General features: G+C 36.2%; 15 protein-coding genes and 1 pseudogene. 6 read left to right on the top strand and 10 right to left on the bottom strand.

Translation table 11 applies throughout. From position 1 onward, the window contains the following. Positions 1 to 42: 42 nt before the first annotated feature. The 3 genes from LF886_RS15240 to LF886_RS15250 all read right to left on the bottom strand — a co-directional run bounded on the left by LF886_RS15240 (position 43) and on the right by LF886_RS15250 (position 3,370). Complete coding sequence (locus LF886_RS15240; RefSeq protein ID WP_236850317.1) at positions 43 to 678, bottom strand: ATP-binding cassette domain-containing protein; 636 nt, start codon at positions 676 to 678, stop codon at positions 43 to 45. Next, positions 665 to 1,576, bottom strand: coding sequence for a hypothetical protein (locus LF886_RS15245; protein WP_236850318.1), 912 nt, complete (start codon positions 1,574 to 1,576; stop codon positions 665 to 667). The genes LF886_RS15240 and LF886_RS15245 overlap by 14 nt, the downstream gene beginning before the upstream one ends. Before the next feature lie 492 nt (positions 1,577 to 2,068). Continuing rightward, on the bottom strand, positions 2,069 to 3,370 hold the full coding sequence (locus LF886_RS15250) for an Ig-like domain-containing protein (protein WP_236850319.1): 1,302 nt from the start codon (positions 3,368 to 3,370) through the stop codon (positions 2,069 to 2,071). 238 nt (positions 3,371 to 3,608) lie between these two features. Between LF886_RS15250 and LF886_RS15255 the strand changes: the two genes are divergently transcribed. From LF886_RS15255 to LF886_RS15280, 6 genes and pseudogenes are all read left to right on the top strand, one after another. Beyond that, a complete protein-coding gene (locus LF886_RS15255; RefSeq protein ID WP_236850320.1) occupies positions 3,609 to 4,490 on the top strand; it encodes a cupin-like domain-containing protein in 882 nt (293 codons plus the stop codon). Positions 4,491 to 4,629: 139 nt separating this feature from the next. Further along, the gene (locus tag LF886_RS15260) at positions 4,630 to 5,343 is read left to right on the top strand and encodes a hypothetical protein (RefSeq protein ID WP_236850321.1); all 714 of its coding nucleotides are present in this window, start codon (positions 4,630 to 4,632) and stop codon (positions 5,341 to 5,343) included. A gap of 57 nt (positions 5,344 to 5,400) precedes the next feature. Continuing rightward, positions 5,401 to 5,934, top strand: a complete 534-nt coding sequence (locus tag LF886_RS15265) for a Crp/Fnr family transcriptional regulator (RefSeq protein ID WP_236850322.1) — start codon at positions 5,401 to 5,403, stop codon at positions 5,932 to 5,934. A 65-nt stretch (positions 5,935 to 5,999) separates the two neighbouring features. After that, positions 6,000 to 6,383, top strand: coding sequence for a hypothetical protein (locus LF886_RS15270; RefSeq protein ID WP_236850323.1), 384 nt, complete (start codon positions 6,000 to 6,002; stop codon positions 6,381 to 6,383). A gap of 149 nt (positions 6,384 to 6,532) precedes the next feature. After that, a pseudogene (locus tag LF886_RS15275) lies at positions 6,533 to 9,323 on the top strand (TonB-dependent receptor). Between the two features lie 7 nt (positions 9,324 to 9,330). Beyond that, entirely contained in the window at positions 9,331 to 10,365 is a 1,035-nt protein-coding gene (locus LF886_RS15280; RefSeq protein WP_236850324.1) for a phytase, read from the top strand. Positions 10,366 to 11,280: 915 nt separating this feature from the next. Here LF886_RS15280 and LF886_RS15285 read toward each other — a convergent pair. From LF886_RS15285 to LF886_RS15315, 7 genes are all read right to left on the bottom strand, one after another. Beyond that, on the bottom strand, positions 11,281 to 12,021 hold the full coding sequence (locus LF886_RS15285; RefSeq protein ID WP_236850325.1) for a sterol desaturase family protein: 741 nt from the start codon (positions 12,019 to 12,021) through the stop codon (positions 11,281 to 11,283). A 61-nt stretch (positions 12,022 to 12,082) separates the two neighbouring features. Beyond that, positions 12,083 to 12,352 carry a hypothetical protein gene (locus LF886_RS15290; protein ID WP_103232987.1) on the bottom strand — a complete coding sequence of 90 codons (270 nt, stop codon included), beginning with the start codon at positions 12,350 to 12,352 and terminating at the stop codon, positions 12,083 to 12,085. A 162-nt stretch (positions 12,353 to 12,514) separates the two neighbouring features. Next, positions 12,515 to 13,852: a S41 family peptidase gene (locus tag LF886_RS15295; protein WP_236850326.1), complete on the bottom strand. Its 1,338-nt coding sequence runs from the start codon at positions 13,850 to 13,852 to the stop codon at positions 12,515 to 12,517. A gap of 6 nt (positions 13,853 to 13,858) precedes the next feature. After that, a complete protein-coding gene (locus tag LF886_RS15300) occupies positions 13,859 to 14,602 on the bottom strand; it encodes a hypothetical protein (protein WP_236850327.1) in 744 nt (247 codons plus the stop codon). Positions 14,603 to 14,783: 181 nt separating this feature from the next. Then, complete coding sequence (locus LF886_RS15305) at positions 14,784 to 15,752, bottom strand: T9SS-dependent choice-of-anchor J family protein (RefSeq protein WP_236850328.1); 969 nt, start codon at positions 15,750 to 15,752, stop codon at positions 14,784 to 14,786. 30 nt (positions 15,753 to 15,782) lie between these two features. After that, a complete protein-coding gene (locus tag LF886_RS15310) occupies positions 15,783 to 17,075 on the bottom strand; it encodes a hypothetical protein (RefSeq protein ID WP_103232991.1) in 1,293 nt (430 codons plus the stop codon). A 52-nt stretch (positions 17,076 to 17,127) separates the two neighbouring features. Continuing rightward, positions 17,128 to 17,295, bottom strand: a complete 168-nt coding sequence (locus LF886_RS15315; RefSeq protein ID WP_236850331.1) for a hypothetical protein — start codon at positions 17,293 to 17,295, stop codon at positions 17,128 to 17,130. Positions 17,296 to 17,382: the final 87 nt, after the last annotated feature.

Here is a 17,382-nt window from a genome sequence, read left to right on the forward strand (position 1 = left end):
GAACAGGTTTGATTTCAATTGTTAAAGTTTTAAACTTTATCTCTAGAATTTAAGAGTATTCAACTGGCTAAATTCTTCCTTTCCGTAGATTTTTTCAATTTTCCCATCTTGCAGAAGAGCGATTTTATCACAGGTATGAAAGAGGGTTTCAATGATATGGGAACTTACAATCACTACTTTATTTTCAGACTTCAGCTGCCTGATAATATCATAAAGAATATGGACGCCTTCAAAATCTACTCCATTGAAGGGTTCATCCAGAATGTTAATAGGCTTATCCAGCATCAGCATTCCGGTGAGTGCCAGCTTTTTCTTCATTCCGCTGGAATAATATTGTACATATTTTTTCAGCGGAAGGTTGAATCTCTCAATAATGTCTTTGATTTCAGCTTCTTTTTTTGATGTAAAATAAGCCAGATATTCTTCTCCGGTAATGTAAGGGTAAAAATAGTTTTCAGTTTCCAGGTAGGAAATCATTTCCCGTTTCAGCCGTTCATTCTTCCAGGTAATATTTCCTGAAAACGGTACACTTCGGTACAATGATTCAAACAGCGTGGTTTTTCCTGCGCCGTTTTTCCCAAGCAGTCCCAATATACATCCTTCTTCTATTGCTATACTCAGATCGTTCAAAACCTTCTGATTTTTAAAATGAACATTTATATTTTTAATCTCCAACATAGGTCTTGATATTTTGAGAAGCTTCTTTTATATTGTTTTTCAATAGGAATAAGGCAGGAATAATGGTCATACAGCATAAAGTATACTCAATAAATACTCCAATATTATAATAATTGTTCTTTTCTTTATAATGATACTGTTTATATTTCCGGGTCAGAATCAACATTACATACAAATTCATAAAGACAAAATAATAGAGAACATATAAACTTTCTGCCGTATTGAAAATCAGAAATAAGCAGTAAGTGGGCAAAAGCAAAGTATTGAAAAACAGAGAATTTCTCCTGAGCTTCTCTTTTAAAGTATATTTTTTGAAATACATTTCGAGCATCTCTTTGTTTTCATTGGGCTCGTAAATATGTGAAATATAATCCAATACAAAAGTTCCTGTCAGGATCAAAACTATCGGATGGTAAGATGAACCCCAGATCAGAATAAGTCCCAGGGTCGCCAGCCAGGTATTTTTTCTCAGGAAACTTTTCCATTCAAACAAATCGTCCGGAATAAAATTCCATTGTAAGGCAAACCATGGCTTTGATCTTGGAGTCACAAAAGCCAGCAAAAGCAACATGGGCAGAGATAATAATGCGGTTTTCTCCAATTGATAATGAATGTTTCCGCATAGCAGAATACCGTAAATAATGGCTGCTTCCAATACAATGATCAACCGCCAGCTTTTAACAAAGACTTTTTTCAGAAAAGGAATGTCTTTTCTTTCGTAATGAAAAAGCAGTGTCAGTATAAAAAATAAAAATGGATAATAATAGCTTTCGGGTAATTTCATGATGATCAAAACTCCCAGAATAATCAGAACAGGAACACTTGCTCTTGGATTAAGATTTAATAGTCTGAAGCTTTGATGAAATCTGAATTTAAAATGGTTAAATAGTCTTTTCAAGGGTTTTTACAGCTATCTTCTGATGCTTTATGTATTTAATTTTACAGAGTCTAAAGATAAATATTTTTCAGCATATGAGAATGATAGGCTGTAGAAGACAATACAACAATGTTTATGATAAAAGCTTTTAACATATTTTTCTCATACCTGCCAAATGGATAAACAGTTACTCTAAGCTTTTTCCAGTTATAAATCCTTACCTCAAATCCTGATTGTTGCGCCTATCTTTGATAATAGTTATGATTACAAAGTAAATCAAGAGTGCCAACATGTGGCATCCTGATACAACAAGCAGAAAAAACCACCACACAAGTCCTGCTCCTCCACTGCTGCCATACAGCAACTGATAATATAATATTGAATTGTATAAAAAGAAAAGTATCATATTGACTCCACCGAATTTCCGGTTGTGCCTGAAGGTCAAAATAATAAGTAAGAAACAAACTATTGAAGCCAGATATAAAAGTTGATTATCATTCATTGATGGTTAAATTATTTATTGTCCGTTTTAAATTTTATAAGAAATTTTTCATCTTTCAGGGGATAGCCATCTTTAGAAATAAAACTTTTGTTGGTCAGTACAAATTCATACTCTTTATTTGGTTTTAAGTTGACAAGCATTACCAACGTTTTGTTATTATTTTCCATCCCTACAATTTTGGAAATTGGGTAATAGTCTCTTCCTTTATCGGAAAGATTGAAGGAGTAACTTCCAGGAATCATTTCTTTTGAAAAAGTAACTCTTATTTCTTTTGTGTCAGCACTTACATGTACAGAACCATTGGAAGGATCTATTTTTACAACGTATGGTAAGTTCTTCTCATATTCTTTAATCAGTTTTTGTTTATCAATCTTTTCTTTGAAAAATTTTGATTTGATCAGAAAATCTTCAACAGCTTTATCATCATCGTAATTCAGTTCAATAATATCTTTGACTGCCTGTTTTTTATCTTTTGCATGCTGATAATACAATTTGCAGATCTCATACCCCACATAATATCCCAGATCTGCACTTTCCCCTTTTTGCCTCCCATTATAGAGCCAATTTCTAAAATTACCGGTAAACATTTCTTTTTTAAAAAGTTCCTTAACTTCTGCTGAATGAGCCTTTCCATAAGACAAATATTTCCTTTCCAGAATGGTATTCATCACCAACTCGGCAATCAAATCACAAGCTCCTTCCTTTATAGACTGACTTAAAACTCTTCGGCGGTTCCCTGTCTGTTGAGTATGTATATATTCATGAACATTTAAAGAGACAATATTATCCAAAGACTGTTCTGCAAAAACACCTTTCAGCCAATCATCCTGAAATTCCGAAACATCTGTAGACGGAAGCCCTGTAGCTATTTCAGCACCTACCAGTACTTTGTTTCCACTTACTGTTCCCCCGGAATTGAGCCCGCCAATTGTAAAATACATTTCGGCTTCTTTCAATTCGGGATAGAGCTGCTTCAGCTTGGCAACACTGGCTTCCAGTTCATTGGTTTTAGTCTTTATCGTCAGGGTATTGGGTCTGATTGAATTCCAGAATTTAGGATATTTGTCAATGATATTCACAAAAACAGTATCATTATAATCTCTTACTTTCATGAAGGTTTTCAATCCTTCTGTTCCTTTATCAGTATAAAGTCTTTTAATAAGATCCATCTTTTTGGAATGATTATCTGTCTTTTGAATGCTGTCATAAGCCACCCAAAAATTATCAATATCTGAAGTAAAAATTTTGGTCGATTTCTGTGAAAAAGCACTTGAAAAAACAAGTGAGAGAAATAGAGCTGCAAGATGTTTCATGATTATTTTTTAACAATGACAATTATAGTGATAATAATGGTGTCGTTGCAATAGTATTTTACAATCAAAAAAGCCCCTATTTTAATGCTGAAAAACAGAGTTAATCATTTGGCTATAAATGCGTCAAAGAGTGTTTATAGACTTGTATAAAATTCTATTTATATTAGTTCCAAATAATTTCAATTCTTTACTTTTATTTTCATAAATATTTAATACTTTAGCTTAATAATTTGAACGAATGGGAATAATCCTTAAACCGATTGATATTGTAGATGACATTTCACAAGAAGAATTTCGTGAAAAATATCTAAAGCCATGTAAGCCAGTGGTAATCAAGAATATGGCTAGAAATTGGCCTGCTTATCAAAAGTGGACGATGGATTACGTGAAGGAAGTAGTAGGCGATGTTGAAGTTCCTTTATATGACAGTTCCAAGGCTGATCCTGCAGCACCTATCAATACTCCGACGACAAAAATGCCTTTTAGTGAGTATGTAGACCTGATTCAAAGGGAGCCTACTGATCTTAGAATCTTCTTTTTTGATCCTATAAAATTTGCTCCAAAGCTATTGAACGATTATGTTCCGCCAAAGAATTTGATGGGAGGATTTTTAGATAAATATCCAAGTATGTTTTTTGGAGGTAAAGGTTCGGTAACGTTCCTTCATTATGATATTGACATGCCTCATATTTTCCATACTCACTTCAATGGAAGAAAGCACGTCCTTCTGTTTGAATACAAATGGAAATCACGTCTGTATAAGCTTCCATATGCCACTTATGCACTGGAGGATTATGATATTTCAAATCCTGATTTTGAAAAATTCCCTGCCCTTGATGGTATTGAAGGAATCGAATGTTTTCTGGAACATGGAGATACTTTATTCATGCCTACCGGCTGGTGGCACTGGATGAAATATCTGGATGGCTCTTTCTCTATCTCTCTGCGTGCATGGGATAAAAGCTGGGCTGTAAAAGCACATTCTATCTGGAATCTTACTGTTCAGCGTAATTTCGACAACTTCATGAAAGGACGATACAAAAAAAGGTATATGGACTGGAAAGAAAGAAAAGCAGTAGAAATAGCGAATAACGCATTAAAAAGAGGACTTCCTAAATAAGTAAGAAAGCCTTTTATACAACAAAAAGAGTGGACGGTTCTGATAGAACCGTCCACTCTTTTTTGTTCCCCTATTTTATTTTTGATATATAATTCAAAATTTATTTAAATTGCATAGGCGTTCCCTAATACCCGTGTATATGTTTGAAAAGTTGATCGATAGCTTTGAGAAGCTGTGCCTGCAGATTATTATTGAAATATTATTGGTTCCGGTAACCGTTTTCAAATTGTTTCAGGATCCCCGCCGATGCTATGACCTTTCTGTACACGAGATGGAAAAAGAAGAAACTGAACGTTTTCAGGATTACCTTTCTCCCATCAAACTTTCTGTGTATACCTCTGTCATTATCTCTGTTCTTTTAATGGATTACGGTGGTGAGCACAACATTATTTCAAAGATCAAGGGACTGAGTATGGTGGAAAAGGCACTGTTTATATTCCTGATGAATAATATTACTGCAGTACTATTCAGTGTTGCTTTATTATGGTACAAAAAGGAAAAAATAAATACAGTCACTTTCCGGACTTTGCTGTTTTCTTTCATTTATACCACTGTGTATACCTCTACTCCATTTTTTATACTAATCAGTTCAGCCATGTTTTTGGGACAAACTTTGAATGTAGAGGCTTATCTGGATCGTCTTGGCAAGGTGAGTGAATATGGAACAAGAGACTATTTGTTTTTTCTGGTCTTTCTGGTTTTTATGATTGTTGGAATCATTGGTGTATTTAAGCTTTTCAAAGCGCTGCACTACATTTTGAAGAATAATTTCAGTTACCATCCTTATGTCGTATGGTTTTTCACAGTACTTTTCTTTGCTGTTCAGCTTTATTATGCACGAGGGTTTATTTAAAATAATCAGGCAAGATATCAAGATATATTGAGTACTTTACCTTAATCCAGATCAGATATGCACATTCCAGATATTCATTCTTTTTTAAAAACAGAGCTTCATTTATTAGCCGAAGTTACTTATCCGGCCAAAACGATACTTCTTGATGAAGGAAAAGTTTCAGATAGAATGTTCTTTGTAAAAAGCGGAGCCTTAAGAGAGTTTTTCTATCAGGATGGCAAAGAACTTACTTTGGAATTTATCACAGAAAATCAGGCTGTTTCTTCTTTTGACAGCTTTCTGAATGGTACCCGGAGTGAATTTATCATTGAAACGCTGGAATCTACTACTGTATATGAACTTCATGCTGACATTTTTCACAAACTCATGGAAAATCAGGAATTTCAACAAACTTTTCATCCACTTTTTTACAAACGCTTCAGTGAAATCAACCAACGGCTGATCTCCTTTATTAAAGATTCTCCACAGAAAAGATATGAACAGCTTTTAAAAAACAGACCAAAGCTTCTGCTGCGCTTTCCACAACACTATATCGCTTCCTATCTTGGAATTACCAGTGTCTCACTGAGCAGAATCCGGAACCGCAGATAATTTCTTTACAATTGTTATCGTCTGGTCATTCATCCCCGTAGTAATTTTGTTTCAAATAAAAAATTATGAAACATTTTATCCAACAAGTATTCAAAGAGGTATTAGAAAATCCGGTATTTGACGAATTATTAATTGAAAAATATTTTTCAAAAGAATACATTCAACTTGTAGATCATAATCAGCTGAATTATGAAGAATTTGTTCTTCACATCAAAAAGCTTAAAGAAAAAGTAGCTGAACAAAAGATGGAGATCATCAGCCATGCTGAAAACGGTAATATTATCTTTACCAATCACATAGCAAAATCTACACTAAAAAATGGAAATAAAGTTTCTCATAAAGTATTAGCAGAATTTACCATACTGGATCATAAAATTATACGATGTGATGAACTGACTTTGCTGGTGGAAGGAAATCATACTGAAAAAAATCTTGGTTCTGAAATCTAGTTAACAAATCTGTATTATCTTTCAACACACATTTTCTATATTAACAATTCTTAAGAAAACCTTAATTTTCTCTTCAACTCCTTTTCCAAACAGATGTTTAATTTCGTTGTGATTTTTATCTAAAAAGGAAAAGTGAAGAAAATTTTTACATCTGTTTTATTTTGTGCCTCTATTTTTTCTATGCACAGACCGGTTCTCTTTCCGGAAACATTAATGACGACTCGAAAATAGCCCTGCCGGGAGCCAAAATCTCCTTAAGTCCGGGAAATATTTATACGACCTCTGATGAACACGGAAACTTTGTTTTCCTGAATGTTCCTCCAGGAAGCTATACCATGAAAATTGACTATCTCGGCTATGGTGTTCATGAATATACCATCACTGTTGAAGCTGAAAAAACACCCGGCAAAATATCGTTTTCGACAAAAAAGAAACATCTATTGCAGAAGTTGTCGTCTCAGGATCTACTTTAAAAAACCAGGCAAGAGCCTTAAATAAACAAAAAAGCAATGCCAATATTACCAATGTAATTTCTTCAGATCAGATCGGGCGTTTTCCTGATGCCAATATCGGGGATGCTTTGAAGCGTGTTCCGGGAATTACGATACAGAATGACCAGGGTGAGGCCAGAAACCTTATCATCAGAGGACTTGCCCCCAATCTTAATTCAGTTACCCTAAACGGTGACAGAATTCCGTCTGCCGAAGGAGATAATCGTAATGTACAGATGGACCTGATCCCTTCTGATATGATCTCTACTATAGAAGTCAACAAAACACTCACTCCTGATATGGATGCTGATGCCATCGGAGGTTCTGTAAACCTGATTACCAGAGCTTCCCCGAACGGACAAAGAATTTCTGCAACCGTTGCCGGTGGATACAACCCGATCCGTGAAAAAGGAAATTATACTGCCGGATTTGTATATGGAAACCGATTTTTAGATAAAAAATTGGGGGCTGTATTCAGTTTTTCTTATAATAACAACAATTTTGGTTCGGATAATATAGAACCTGTGTGGAGCCAGGCTAACGATATTGCACAAACAGTTTATGTAAGCAAAATGGGAGTCCGTTATTATAATGAACATCGTATCAGACACAGTTTTATCTTAATATGGATTATGAATTCAATTCCAAAAACAAGATCTATGCTTCTGCAATGTATAATTTCAGAAACGATAAAGAAAACAGGTTTGCATTAGGATATAAAATAAAGCCGGTTTACAATGCTGACGAAACAGAGATTACAGGCTGGAAAGGAAGTATCACAAGACAAAATAAAGGAGGTGACGCAGATAATGACAATACGCGTCTGGAAAAACAAAAAGTTCAGAATTATGCTTTAAGAGGAGAACATTTATTAGGTTCCAAAGTAGATCTCGACTGGTCAATAAATTATGCAACAGCAAGTGAGGACAAGCCTCATCAGCGTTATATAGAGTTTGAAAACAGCAAGATGAATTTCTCTCCTGACCTTAGCAATCCTGAAAAACCGATGTTCAATCTCCTTGCTGCAGATAATTTAGGCAGTTATAAATTGAGTGATATTTCGGATGCCAACAGCTTTACGCAGGAAAAAGAATTGGGAGCAAAAGTGAATGTTCGTTTTCCATTTTCAGTGATTGATGGTCAGAAAGGACGTCTTCGTACCGGTTTGCGTATGCGTTTGAAGAAAAAGGAAAGAGATAATGATTTCTATGCATTCACACCAATTAATCCTATGGGAAGCCTTTTGTCTGTCCCAACAGTATCTCTTGATGGTCAGAACTTTCAACCGGGAAATTATGTCCCGGGAACCTTCGTAGATCCTTCTTATCTTGGAGGTCTGGATTTATTTAATCCAAATTTGTTCAAGGGTACCCTGAAACCTGAAAAATATCTTTCAAGCAACTACAGTGCAAAAGAGCAGATCTATGCGGGATATATCCGTTGGGATCAGGATTTTAATGATAAACTATCCATGATTGTCGGAGCACGTATTGAAACCACGCAGATTGATTATACCGGAAACTATGTGATGAATGAAAAGGATCTGGTAGGACAAATCAATAATACCAATACGTATACGAACGTACTTCCGAATATTTCCTTCAAATATGTTCCAATACAGGATCTTGTGCTTCGTGCCGCTTTTACGACAGCAATTGCCCGCCCGAACTATTACTCACTGGTTCCTTATCTTAATGTTATTTCGGAGGATGAGATCGTTGCTGCCGGAAACCCCAACTTAAAGGCAACCTATGCTTATAATTTTGATTTTATGGCAGAAAAGTATTTTAAGTCTGTGGGAATTCTTTCAGGAGGAATTTTTTATAAAAATCTGAATGACTTTATTTACACCTATTCCAAAAGAAATTATACAGCAAACGATTTTGCGAATGACTTTGCAGGACAAACCAATCCTATTCCTGCCGGAGAAAGCAACTGGAAATTTACCCAGCAGCGTAACGGTGACAATGTAGATATTTATGGTTTTGAAGTCGCTTTTCAAAGACAGCTTGATTTTATTCCGGGAGCTTTCTGGAAAGGACTTGGAGTGTATGTAAACTATACTTACACCAAATCTAAAGCAAAAGGAATTACCAATGAAGATGGTGTTGAAAGGACAGATGTAGGTCTTCCGGGAGCGGCTCCTCATATGTTCAACGGGTCTCTTTCATGGGAAAACAAACGTTTTTCAGCAAGAATTTCTATGAATTATGCTTCTCATTATATTGACGAACTGGGTGGCAAGGCGTTTGATGACCGTTATTACGATAAGCAGTTTTTCCTTGATGCCAATGCTTCTTACAAGATTACAAGCCAGCTTAGAGTTTTCGCAGAAGCCAATAATCTGACCAATCAGCCGTTAAGATATTACCAGGGAATCCAAAGCAGAACCGCCCAAGCCGAATATTACAGACCAAGGTTTACAATGGGGGTGAAATTTGATTTTTAAAATACGCATGAAAAACATACATTATATATTGGCTCTTTCAGTTCTTCCTTTTGTGATTAACTGTACTGGGCAGAAAGAAGTAACAGAAAAATTAAAACCTACCGTTATTACGGAAACTGTCGCTCATGATACCGATGATCCTGCCATATGGATCAATCCTCAGGATGCTTCAAAAAGTATCATCATCGGAACAGATAAAGATACTGATGGAGGGCTGTATGCCTTTGATCTTAACGGAAAAATCATCAATAAGGCTTTGGGATTGAAACGTCCTAATAACGTTGATATTGAATATGGTTTTATGATCAACGGTAAAAAAACAGATATCGCAGCAGTAACTGAAAGAGAAACCAATAAAGTAAAATTATATACGCTTCCCGAGCTGAAAGAAATCGGAGAGATTTCTGTATTTAACGGAGAGTCAGAACGTGGCCCAATGGGAGTTTCCATGTATAAAAATTCTGATACAGGAGATATATTTGTTATTGTGGGAAGAAAATCCGGTCCAAGTGACGGGTATCTCTGGCAGTATAAACTTTCTGAAAAAAATGATTCCATCACAGGAGAAGTTGTGCGTAAATTCGGAAAATACAGCGGCCTGAAAGAGATTGAAAGTATTGCTGTAGATGATGAAATGGGTTACATCTATTATTCTGATGAGCAGTTCGGAGTTCACAAATATTACGCAGATCCTGCGAAAGGCAATGAGGAATTATCAGTTTTCGGGAAAGGAGATTTTAAATCTGACGTAGAAGGAATTTCGATCTACCCTACTTCTAAAGGAAAAGGATATATTCTGGTTTCGAATCAGCAGAATGATACATTCAATGTCTATCTAAGACAAGATCAGTCCAAAGGAAGAATTGCAGAAATCCCTGTTTCCACACTGGAAAGTGATGGTTCTGAGGTGACGAATGTTAATTTAGGTCCAAAATTTCCTAAAGGAGTTTTTGTTGCTATGAGTAATGGCAGGGTATTTCACTTTTATGACTGGAGAATTGTTGAGAAAGCAATAAAATCAGCGGTGAAAGCTGGTAAATAAAAATAGTCTTTAAACCATTAAGGGTGATAAGGTTTTAAGAGTATTAAGTTGAGTTGTCTTGTCATTGTGAACCGTAGGTGAAGCAATTTCATGGTTTTAGTTCATCTTAATACTCTTCATTTTTCTTCTTAATGGCTGATAATCTTAAAATTATTCAACGCAAAGTTTATTTAAAATTGAGTAATATTGTAAGGAAGCTAAGAAGAGTTGATTTGCAATTAACGGATGAAGCAGAGGCTACAGTTTTATTTTTAAATTTTATATCTCGCTGATTTTGCAGATGAAGCAGATCTAAAAAAATCTGCGTAATCTCATTGATCTGCGAGCAAAAATAAACCAATCCATCAAAGTAAAGCTCGTCTTAATGCTCTTCACTTTTTCATTCTTCTTAATGGTTTATAATCTCAAAATTATTCAACGAAAAGTTTATTTAAAATTGAGTAATATTGTAAGGAAGCCAAGAAGAGTTGATTTGCAATCAACGGATGAAGCAGAGGCTACAATTTTATATCTAAATTTTATATCTCGCTGATTTTGCAGATGAAGCAGATCTAAAAAAATCTGCGTAATCTCATTGATCTGCGAGCAAAAATAAACCAATCCATCAAAATAAAGCTCATCTTAATGCTCTTCACTTTTTCATTCTTCTTAATGGTTTATAACCTTAAAGTTATTCAACGCAAAGTTTATTTTAAATTGAGTAATATTTTAAGAAAGCTAAGAAGAGTTGATTTGCAATCAACGGATGAAGCAGAACATCTATCCATAAGCTTTTTAAGCAGCTTGCTGCAACTCTTTGCTGCCTCAAAAGCAAACATTTTTTTTAAAACTTTGCGTTTAAAAATCACCTTACTTAAAAGTTCTATTTTAATAAAGATTGCAATAGCTTCCCTCTTCCAGCCTCTATTTTACTCCTTATTTATATGTCCCAAATAACCTGTCCCATATGGACGTATAAAATCCGAAATTTTTACTTTCATCCAGATGGTGCTGGTTGTGAAACCTTGTTGTTCCCACAAAAAAACGATCAAACGAAGCTGGAAAAAACTCTCTGTTCAGATGTCCGATGGTGCCCCAAATCAGGTTCAGCAAAAGATATATTGAAATAGAAACTACAGAGAAATCATAACCGATGAGCAAAACCAGCATCATCAATCCAAATCCTATGGTTTCGAAAGGATGCAAAACAAAAAGACTTATAAAATTGGTGCTTACATGCTCGTGATGTTTTCCATGCAGAATTTTGTATATAAAAGGTAAATGCGCTGCGAAATGAAAGAAATACATCAGAAGATCCATCAAAAGAAGCAGAACAATGACTTCGGCTAATATGTTAAACATAGATTGATTCTGCCCAAGTACAATCCATCCGTTTTTCCATAAGAAAGCTCCAAGCAGCATCACAAAGCTGTTACATACTATAGTAAGCAGGCTGAGATAAAAATCGGATCTGGTAACAGGATGATTTTTCTCCTGTAACTGACTTTTATGGCAGTTTTTTTCGATGAAAATATATAAGCCAATGGAAAAAAGATACATAAAAGCATTCATGATAAGACTGAATACTATCCACTGTGCCCAGGAAAACTGCCAAAACAATTGTAAATAACCGGAAAATACTGTCTCATGAAAATCCATAAATGCGTCGTCCTTCAACTTGATGCTATAAAGGTAAGAATTTCGTAATACAATCAGCGGACAAAGCAGATTTCAGAGGTTATTTCTGTCTTGCCTTTCTTCTCAGTTCACGAAGTCTTGACGTCAGTTTTTTCCTTAAATCATTATGATATTCACGGTAATTTTTGATGCTGTTTTCCAGGTTCTTTTTGTTCAGAAGATATTCTTCATACAGATGACCCAGTTCTGAAATCTGTGTAATGACATCTGAAGGCTGGCTTTCAGGGTCTTCTGCAGCTTCTATCAGCAGACGGTAATATTCAACTCGGCTGGTCAGGTTCATGTGAAGTTTGGGTTCTATTCCCTGCATGATTTTATGATTTTATTGAGTTCTTGAATAAGTAAAGAGCAAAAAAAGACTTTATAAATTTTACTTTTACTATTCTCTATCTTTTTTATTTATTATTACAGTAAATGAGTTGGGGTAATGAGCAAATTCACCTTTTTGCCCTGTGTTCTGTCACCTCCAATATTATTTCCCCAATACTGCCGAAGGTACATCACTCTGGTATAAAATCTTAACATTCCCATTCATCTTTTCCTGATCTGAAGATTTGAAGTAACCTCCGTTTAAGGCAGAAGAAATAAGGGTTTCATTAGGATCACCCAAAGGTAATAATGGCAGCCCGGCGTATTCATTGACGATGATCTGTGGTGAAATTCCATTATTGTATTCTCCCGCTCCATTGGCATTAAATACTTTATAAATCACCGGATGAATCTGCCAGGAAATTTTTCTCGGCTTACGCTTATCTTCCACTACAAATCCGGCCATATCTTTCCCCAACGTAGTATCTCCGATCTGAATCACCTGCATATAAGGTTTCAGGTTGTTGACAACAATTTCTGCTGCGGATGCTGTACTGTTGGAGGTAAGGATAAACACTTTCTGTAATCCCAATGCGTTGGCACGTAAGGTGGCAAAATCCAGTGCCTTGGGATCATAAGCAATCTGCTCGGCAAATGATCTTTTTACTTCGCCACCGTTTTTATTTCCTTTAAAAATAATGAATGGTGAACCGGCTGACAACCCTGAAGGAATCAGTGAACAGAGCCCAGCTGCAGATGATACCGACCCTCCGTAATTGTATCGGAGATCAAGAATCAGCTGTTGTACTCCGGCAGCCTTAAATTCCGTAAACTTCTGATTCAATACCTGTGTCATTCCATCAGGAAAATCGTAGATATACAGGTATCCTACTTTTTTACCGTTTTTCTCAAAAATTTTTGATAAAATAGGTTGTTCAAAAGAGAATCCATAGTAAACCGTAATATTCTTTTGATCAGCAATAGCTCCGTTTTGCCATTTTCCTACGGTAAGGTCTATTACAGTTTGATCTTTAATGGAAGAAGCCATTGCCTCAGCATTAGATGCGGTAATTGTTTTCCCATTGATTTTGGTAATGATCATTCCTCTTTCCAACCCTGCGTTGAAGGCTGGAGAATTCTGAAGGACCAGTTTCACAACAGTAACCACCTCATTATTCGGAAGCTGAACAATAGTGTAATCAAAACCATACATATTCCTTATAGACCGCGGATAGGTAGAAGAATCTTCAGTATTGACCATAAAAGAAAACCGATCCTGAGAAGACAGCAGGCTCTTAAAAAAATCTTTGGTAGAAAGACGATAGTCAGGTTTAGCAGGCATCTGATCTGCCCAATAATAGTATCGTCTCATACTGTCCTGAACCCAGAGATTCACAGACTCTGTACTTCCTTCGGGGAAAACAGGTGCGCTTTCATCATTATTCGTGCATGAAATGAGAAAGACAGCAATAATCAGTTGAAGTTTTAGAAAGTTTTTCATACGCAATTACAGATATTCTGCTACATCTATATCTCCTTTTACCACCCATTCTCCATTTTCCATTTTTTCCTGAAGGACTATCATGTTGGCACCTGTATGCTGTTTCAATTTCACCTGAATCATTTTAGATCCGGCATAAGGCTCTGAAGTTCCGGGTTTGTACAATTCCAGATATATAGGTGCCGTTGAACTGAAAAAATTATAGATTTTCACTGCCGTAAAATTGTCTTTCCCGATATTGTCAAATTCTGCCAGCACTACTCCATTTTCTCTTTTCAAAATGCCTTTCACATTTTTCAGAGAGGTCCCTGAAAATTCGCCAAGATTCGGGAAAATAAATTCAAAACCTACTTTCCCAAGATTGACCTGAGGTTTTACAGCATAAGTCTGTAAATAGATTCCCGGAAGATTAAAAAAGTATAGGTTTTTGTAATCATTTATATTGTCATAGGTAATATTGTATTTTGCAATTTCGGTTCCTGTTTCATTGTTATAGATAGACAGTTTGTTGGTTTCTCCCTGATCCAGAACAAACTGAAGCTGCGTTTCTATTTTATTGGTATAGGACATTTTTCCATCGATGGATACAGGGACTCCGTTGAACCTCAGCTGCAGTACATCAGGTTTGGAAAATCCTTTGATATTAACCTCTCCGGGCTTCTGTACTTTATCATACAACTCCATCGTATTGCTGTCTGTACATGAGAATAGTACGGTAAAAAATAGTAGTAATGCAAAGATTTTATTCATCTTTCTTCAATTATTTCATTGTAAAACTTAAAAATATTGCCCGCCCCATGAGCCGGGCAATATATAATTATAAAAAAACTAGTTGGATATGTTCTGGATAGTCTTTTTCAAATACTACCCATTATTGTATATTTAAAATTTCTTGGTGTTTCTAAAATCAGATTCTAAGGGGATAGAATAATTATTTTTTAATAAACTTCAGCCTTTCAGTCGTTTTTCCATCTGTAATTTCCGCTATATAAGCTCCTGATGTTAAACCTGCTATATGAATAGCTTTTGAATACTGAGTGGTCAATACTTTTTGTCCTGCTGCGTTGTAAATAGTAACCACGGTTGTATTTTCTTTCAATGCCGGGTTAAGCTTCAGCTGTAAAGATTCTTTTACCGGATTTTCTGCTATTTGTGTTACAATTTTGTTTTCTTTTACATCCTTAGTTCCCAAAAATGCGGTAGCATAGATTCCTATTTCATCAATATTGATATTCTGGACATTATTTCCGCTTGTTTTTCTGTTTGACCACATTCCGATATAGATTTTCTTCCCTGCAAAAGCAGAAAGGTCTACAAGGGCTTGTACAAATTCAGTAAGATCTGCCGGAAATGGGTTGGCTGAGTCTCCTACCTGTATTTTATAAAGACTTGGAACATCATTTCCACTCCCATCTACCGTCATTGCCTGGAAATCTGATAATGTAGGAACTTCCTTCTGTGGTGTGCTTACATAGATAAAAAGCTCTCTGGCAACAATAGTATGAGTAGATCTCTGTCTCCCGATATTTGCGGCCAAAGTAACGGTTCCTGCAGTGTTGGTAAGATCTATCTGAGGAGAAATAATCCAGTCATTTTCTGTAACAAATCCTGTAGCACTTCCCGTTGGAACCAAACTGATAGAGTGGCGAAGAACACCGGTAGTGCCATAAATCATAGTTGTTCCGTTGTGGTAGATATTCTGCCCCTGTACCCATCCGTTACCGTTGCTGTTCAAATCATGGAAAGTCCATCCCTGAAGGTCAGCAGGAGTATCAAAGGAATTTCCCCATACCAGAGACTGCGCTGCAGCCAGGTGAGATAAAAACAGAACAGATGATAAAATTATTTTTTCATAATGCTGATTATTAAGATTTTTGAAATAAAAGCAAGGAATCAGCATATGCTGTTCCCTGCTTTTTAAAGTTTTTTATTATTCTACAATGGAGAAATTATATTTTGTCCAAAGTCCCTGGAAGTTTCCACAGTTTCTTGGAGATACATTCCAACCACCTTCGTTGAAGAAAGGCTGGCTCATACCCCATAGAGATGCAGGAGTTCCAGTCAATAGGTTCGCTGCAGGGATTCCTGCTGTTCCTGTTCCTGTAACTGAAGTTGTAAATCCGTGGATCTGAATAGTGTTGTAAGCTGAAGCTGAAGAAAGTTCAGAACCTGTTCCTTCTACTTTGATTCCCACAGGGTATCCTGTAACTACAGCGTTATTTAATGTTAATCTTCCGTGTCTTCTGATGTGGATACCGTTTTCATACAAAGCACCTTTAGAAGAGTTCTTAGAACCGATAATCGTAAGGTTGTTGATAACAGGGTGAGTCAACAATGATGTAGAAGAACCGTCTGCGTTGTTATCAAGCTCGATACCGTTAGAATCCGGGCTAGATCCGCTAAGACTGTGTGTAGAATTGTAATCTGCCAAAGCAAGAGCACACGTAATAGTTCCTGTATATCCGTTGTCAAAGTCGAAGTTATCATCATCCGCTGCAAAAGAAACAAGGTTTGAAGCGTTTACAGTACCTCCGAAGAATTCGAAAGAGTCATCTTTCCCGAAAGATACCTGAATATGATCTAAAGTAGTAGCGTTTCCTACTCCACCTAAAGTAAGACCATTGATTTCGTTTCCTGAATTTGGAGCTAAAAGATCGTATCCTGCAAACTCAATACGTACATATTTCAATGTTCCACCGTCATGAGAAGCATTTGTACCTCCGTAATAGAAATCAGGACCAGATAATCCTTCAATCGTTTTTGTGAATGGAGTGTTTGTAGGAGCATCTCCTAGCATGATAACTCCTCCGAAATCACCAGGAGCTGCAGTAGTATCTTCATTTCCGTCTAACAATTTGTAGCTTGTGAAAATGATGGGTTGTGCTTCTGTACCTGCTGCGTTTATTTTTCCTGTCTTAGCAATTACCAGAACTCCTGTAGCTGTATTGCTAGTGTTTGGCTTAGCTTTAATGAATGTACCCGGCTGGATTGTTAAGGTAGCTCCATCTTTTACAGTTACAACTCCATCTAATTCAACTACACCACTCCATGTAGTATTTGTAGTAATAGCACCACTAACGCTGGTTACCGGAAGAGCCGAAGCTGTAAGGTATTCAGCAGAAGTAGATTTCATATCGAATGGAGATGATGAATCTGCCAGTTGATCGTGTTGACAAGCTGTAAGAGATAATGCTGCCACTGCAATTAGAGTTAGTCTTTTCATTGTTATAATTTTTAGTAAAATCCGGTCGTATTTTTTATACCAGATCAGTTTTTTAATATTCAGGAATATCTTCCTCTCTATTCCTTCGATTTGTTTTTTGGTGTTCATCCCATCGCTGCAGGAGGAACTGCATTGCGGAAGTTCCCATAAAATCCGCTAATGCCTGGGAAAAGCGATTAACGTTCGGTTTTTTCTGAACTGGTACTGCTGTGCGCATCATCAGTAATTTTTCAGTCTCTGATCAGGTTCCCGAAACCTGTACGCTGCTATCTTAAGAGCTCTTTTTATATGGTGTTGTTTGGTGTCT

This window comes from Chryseobacterium sp. MEBOG07 (genome assembly GCF_021869745.1).
In the GTDB taxonomy this organism is placed as follows: domain Bacteria; phylum Bacteroidota; class Bacteroidia; order Flavobacteriales; family Weeksellaceae; genus Chryseobacterium; species Chryseobacterium viscerum.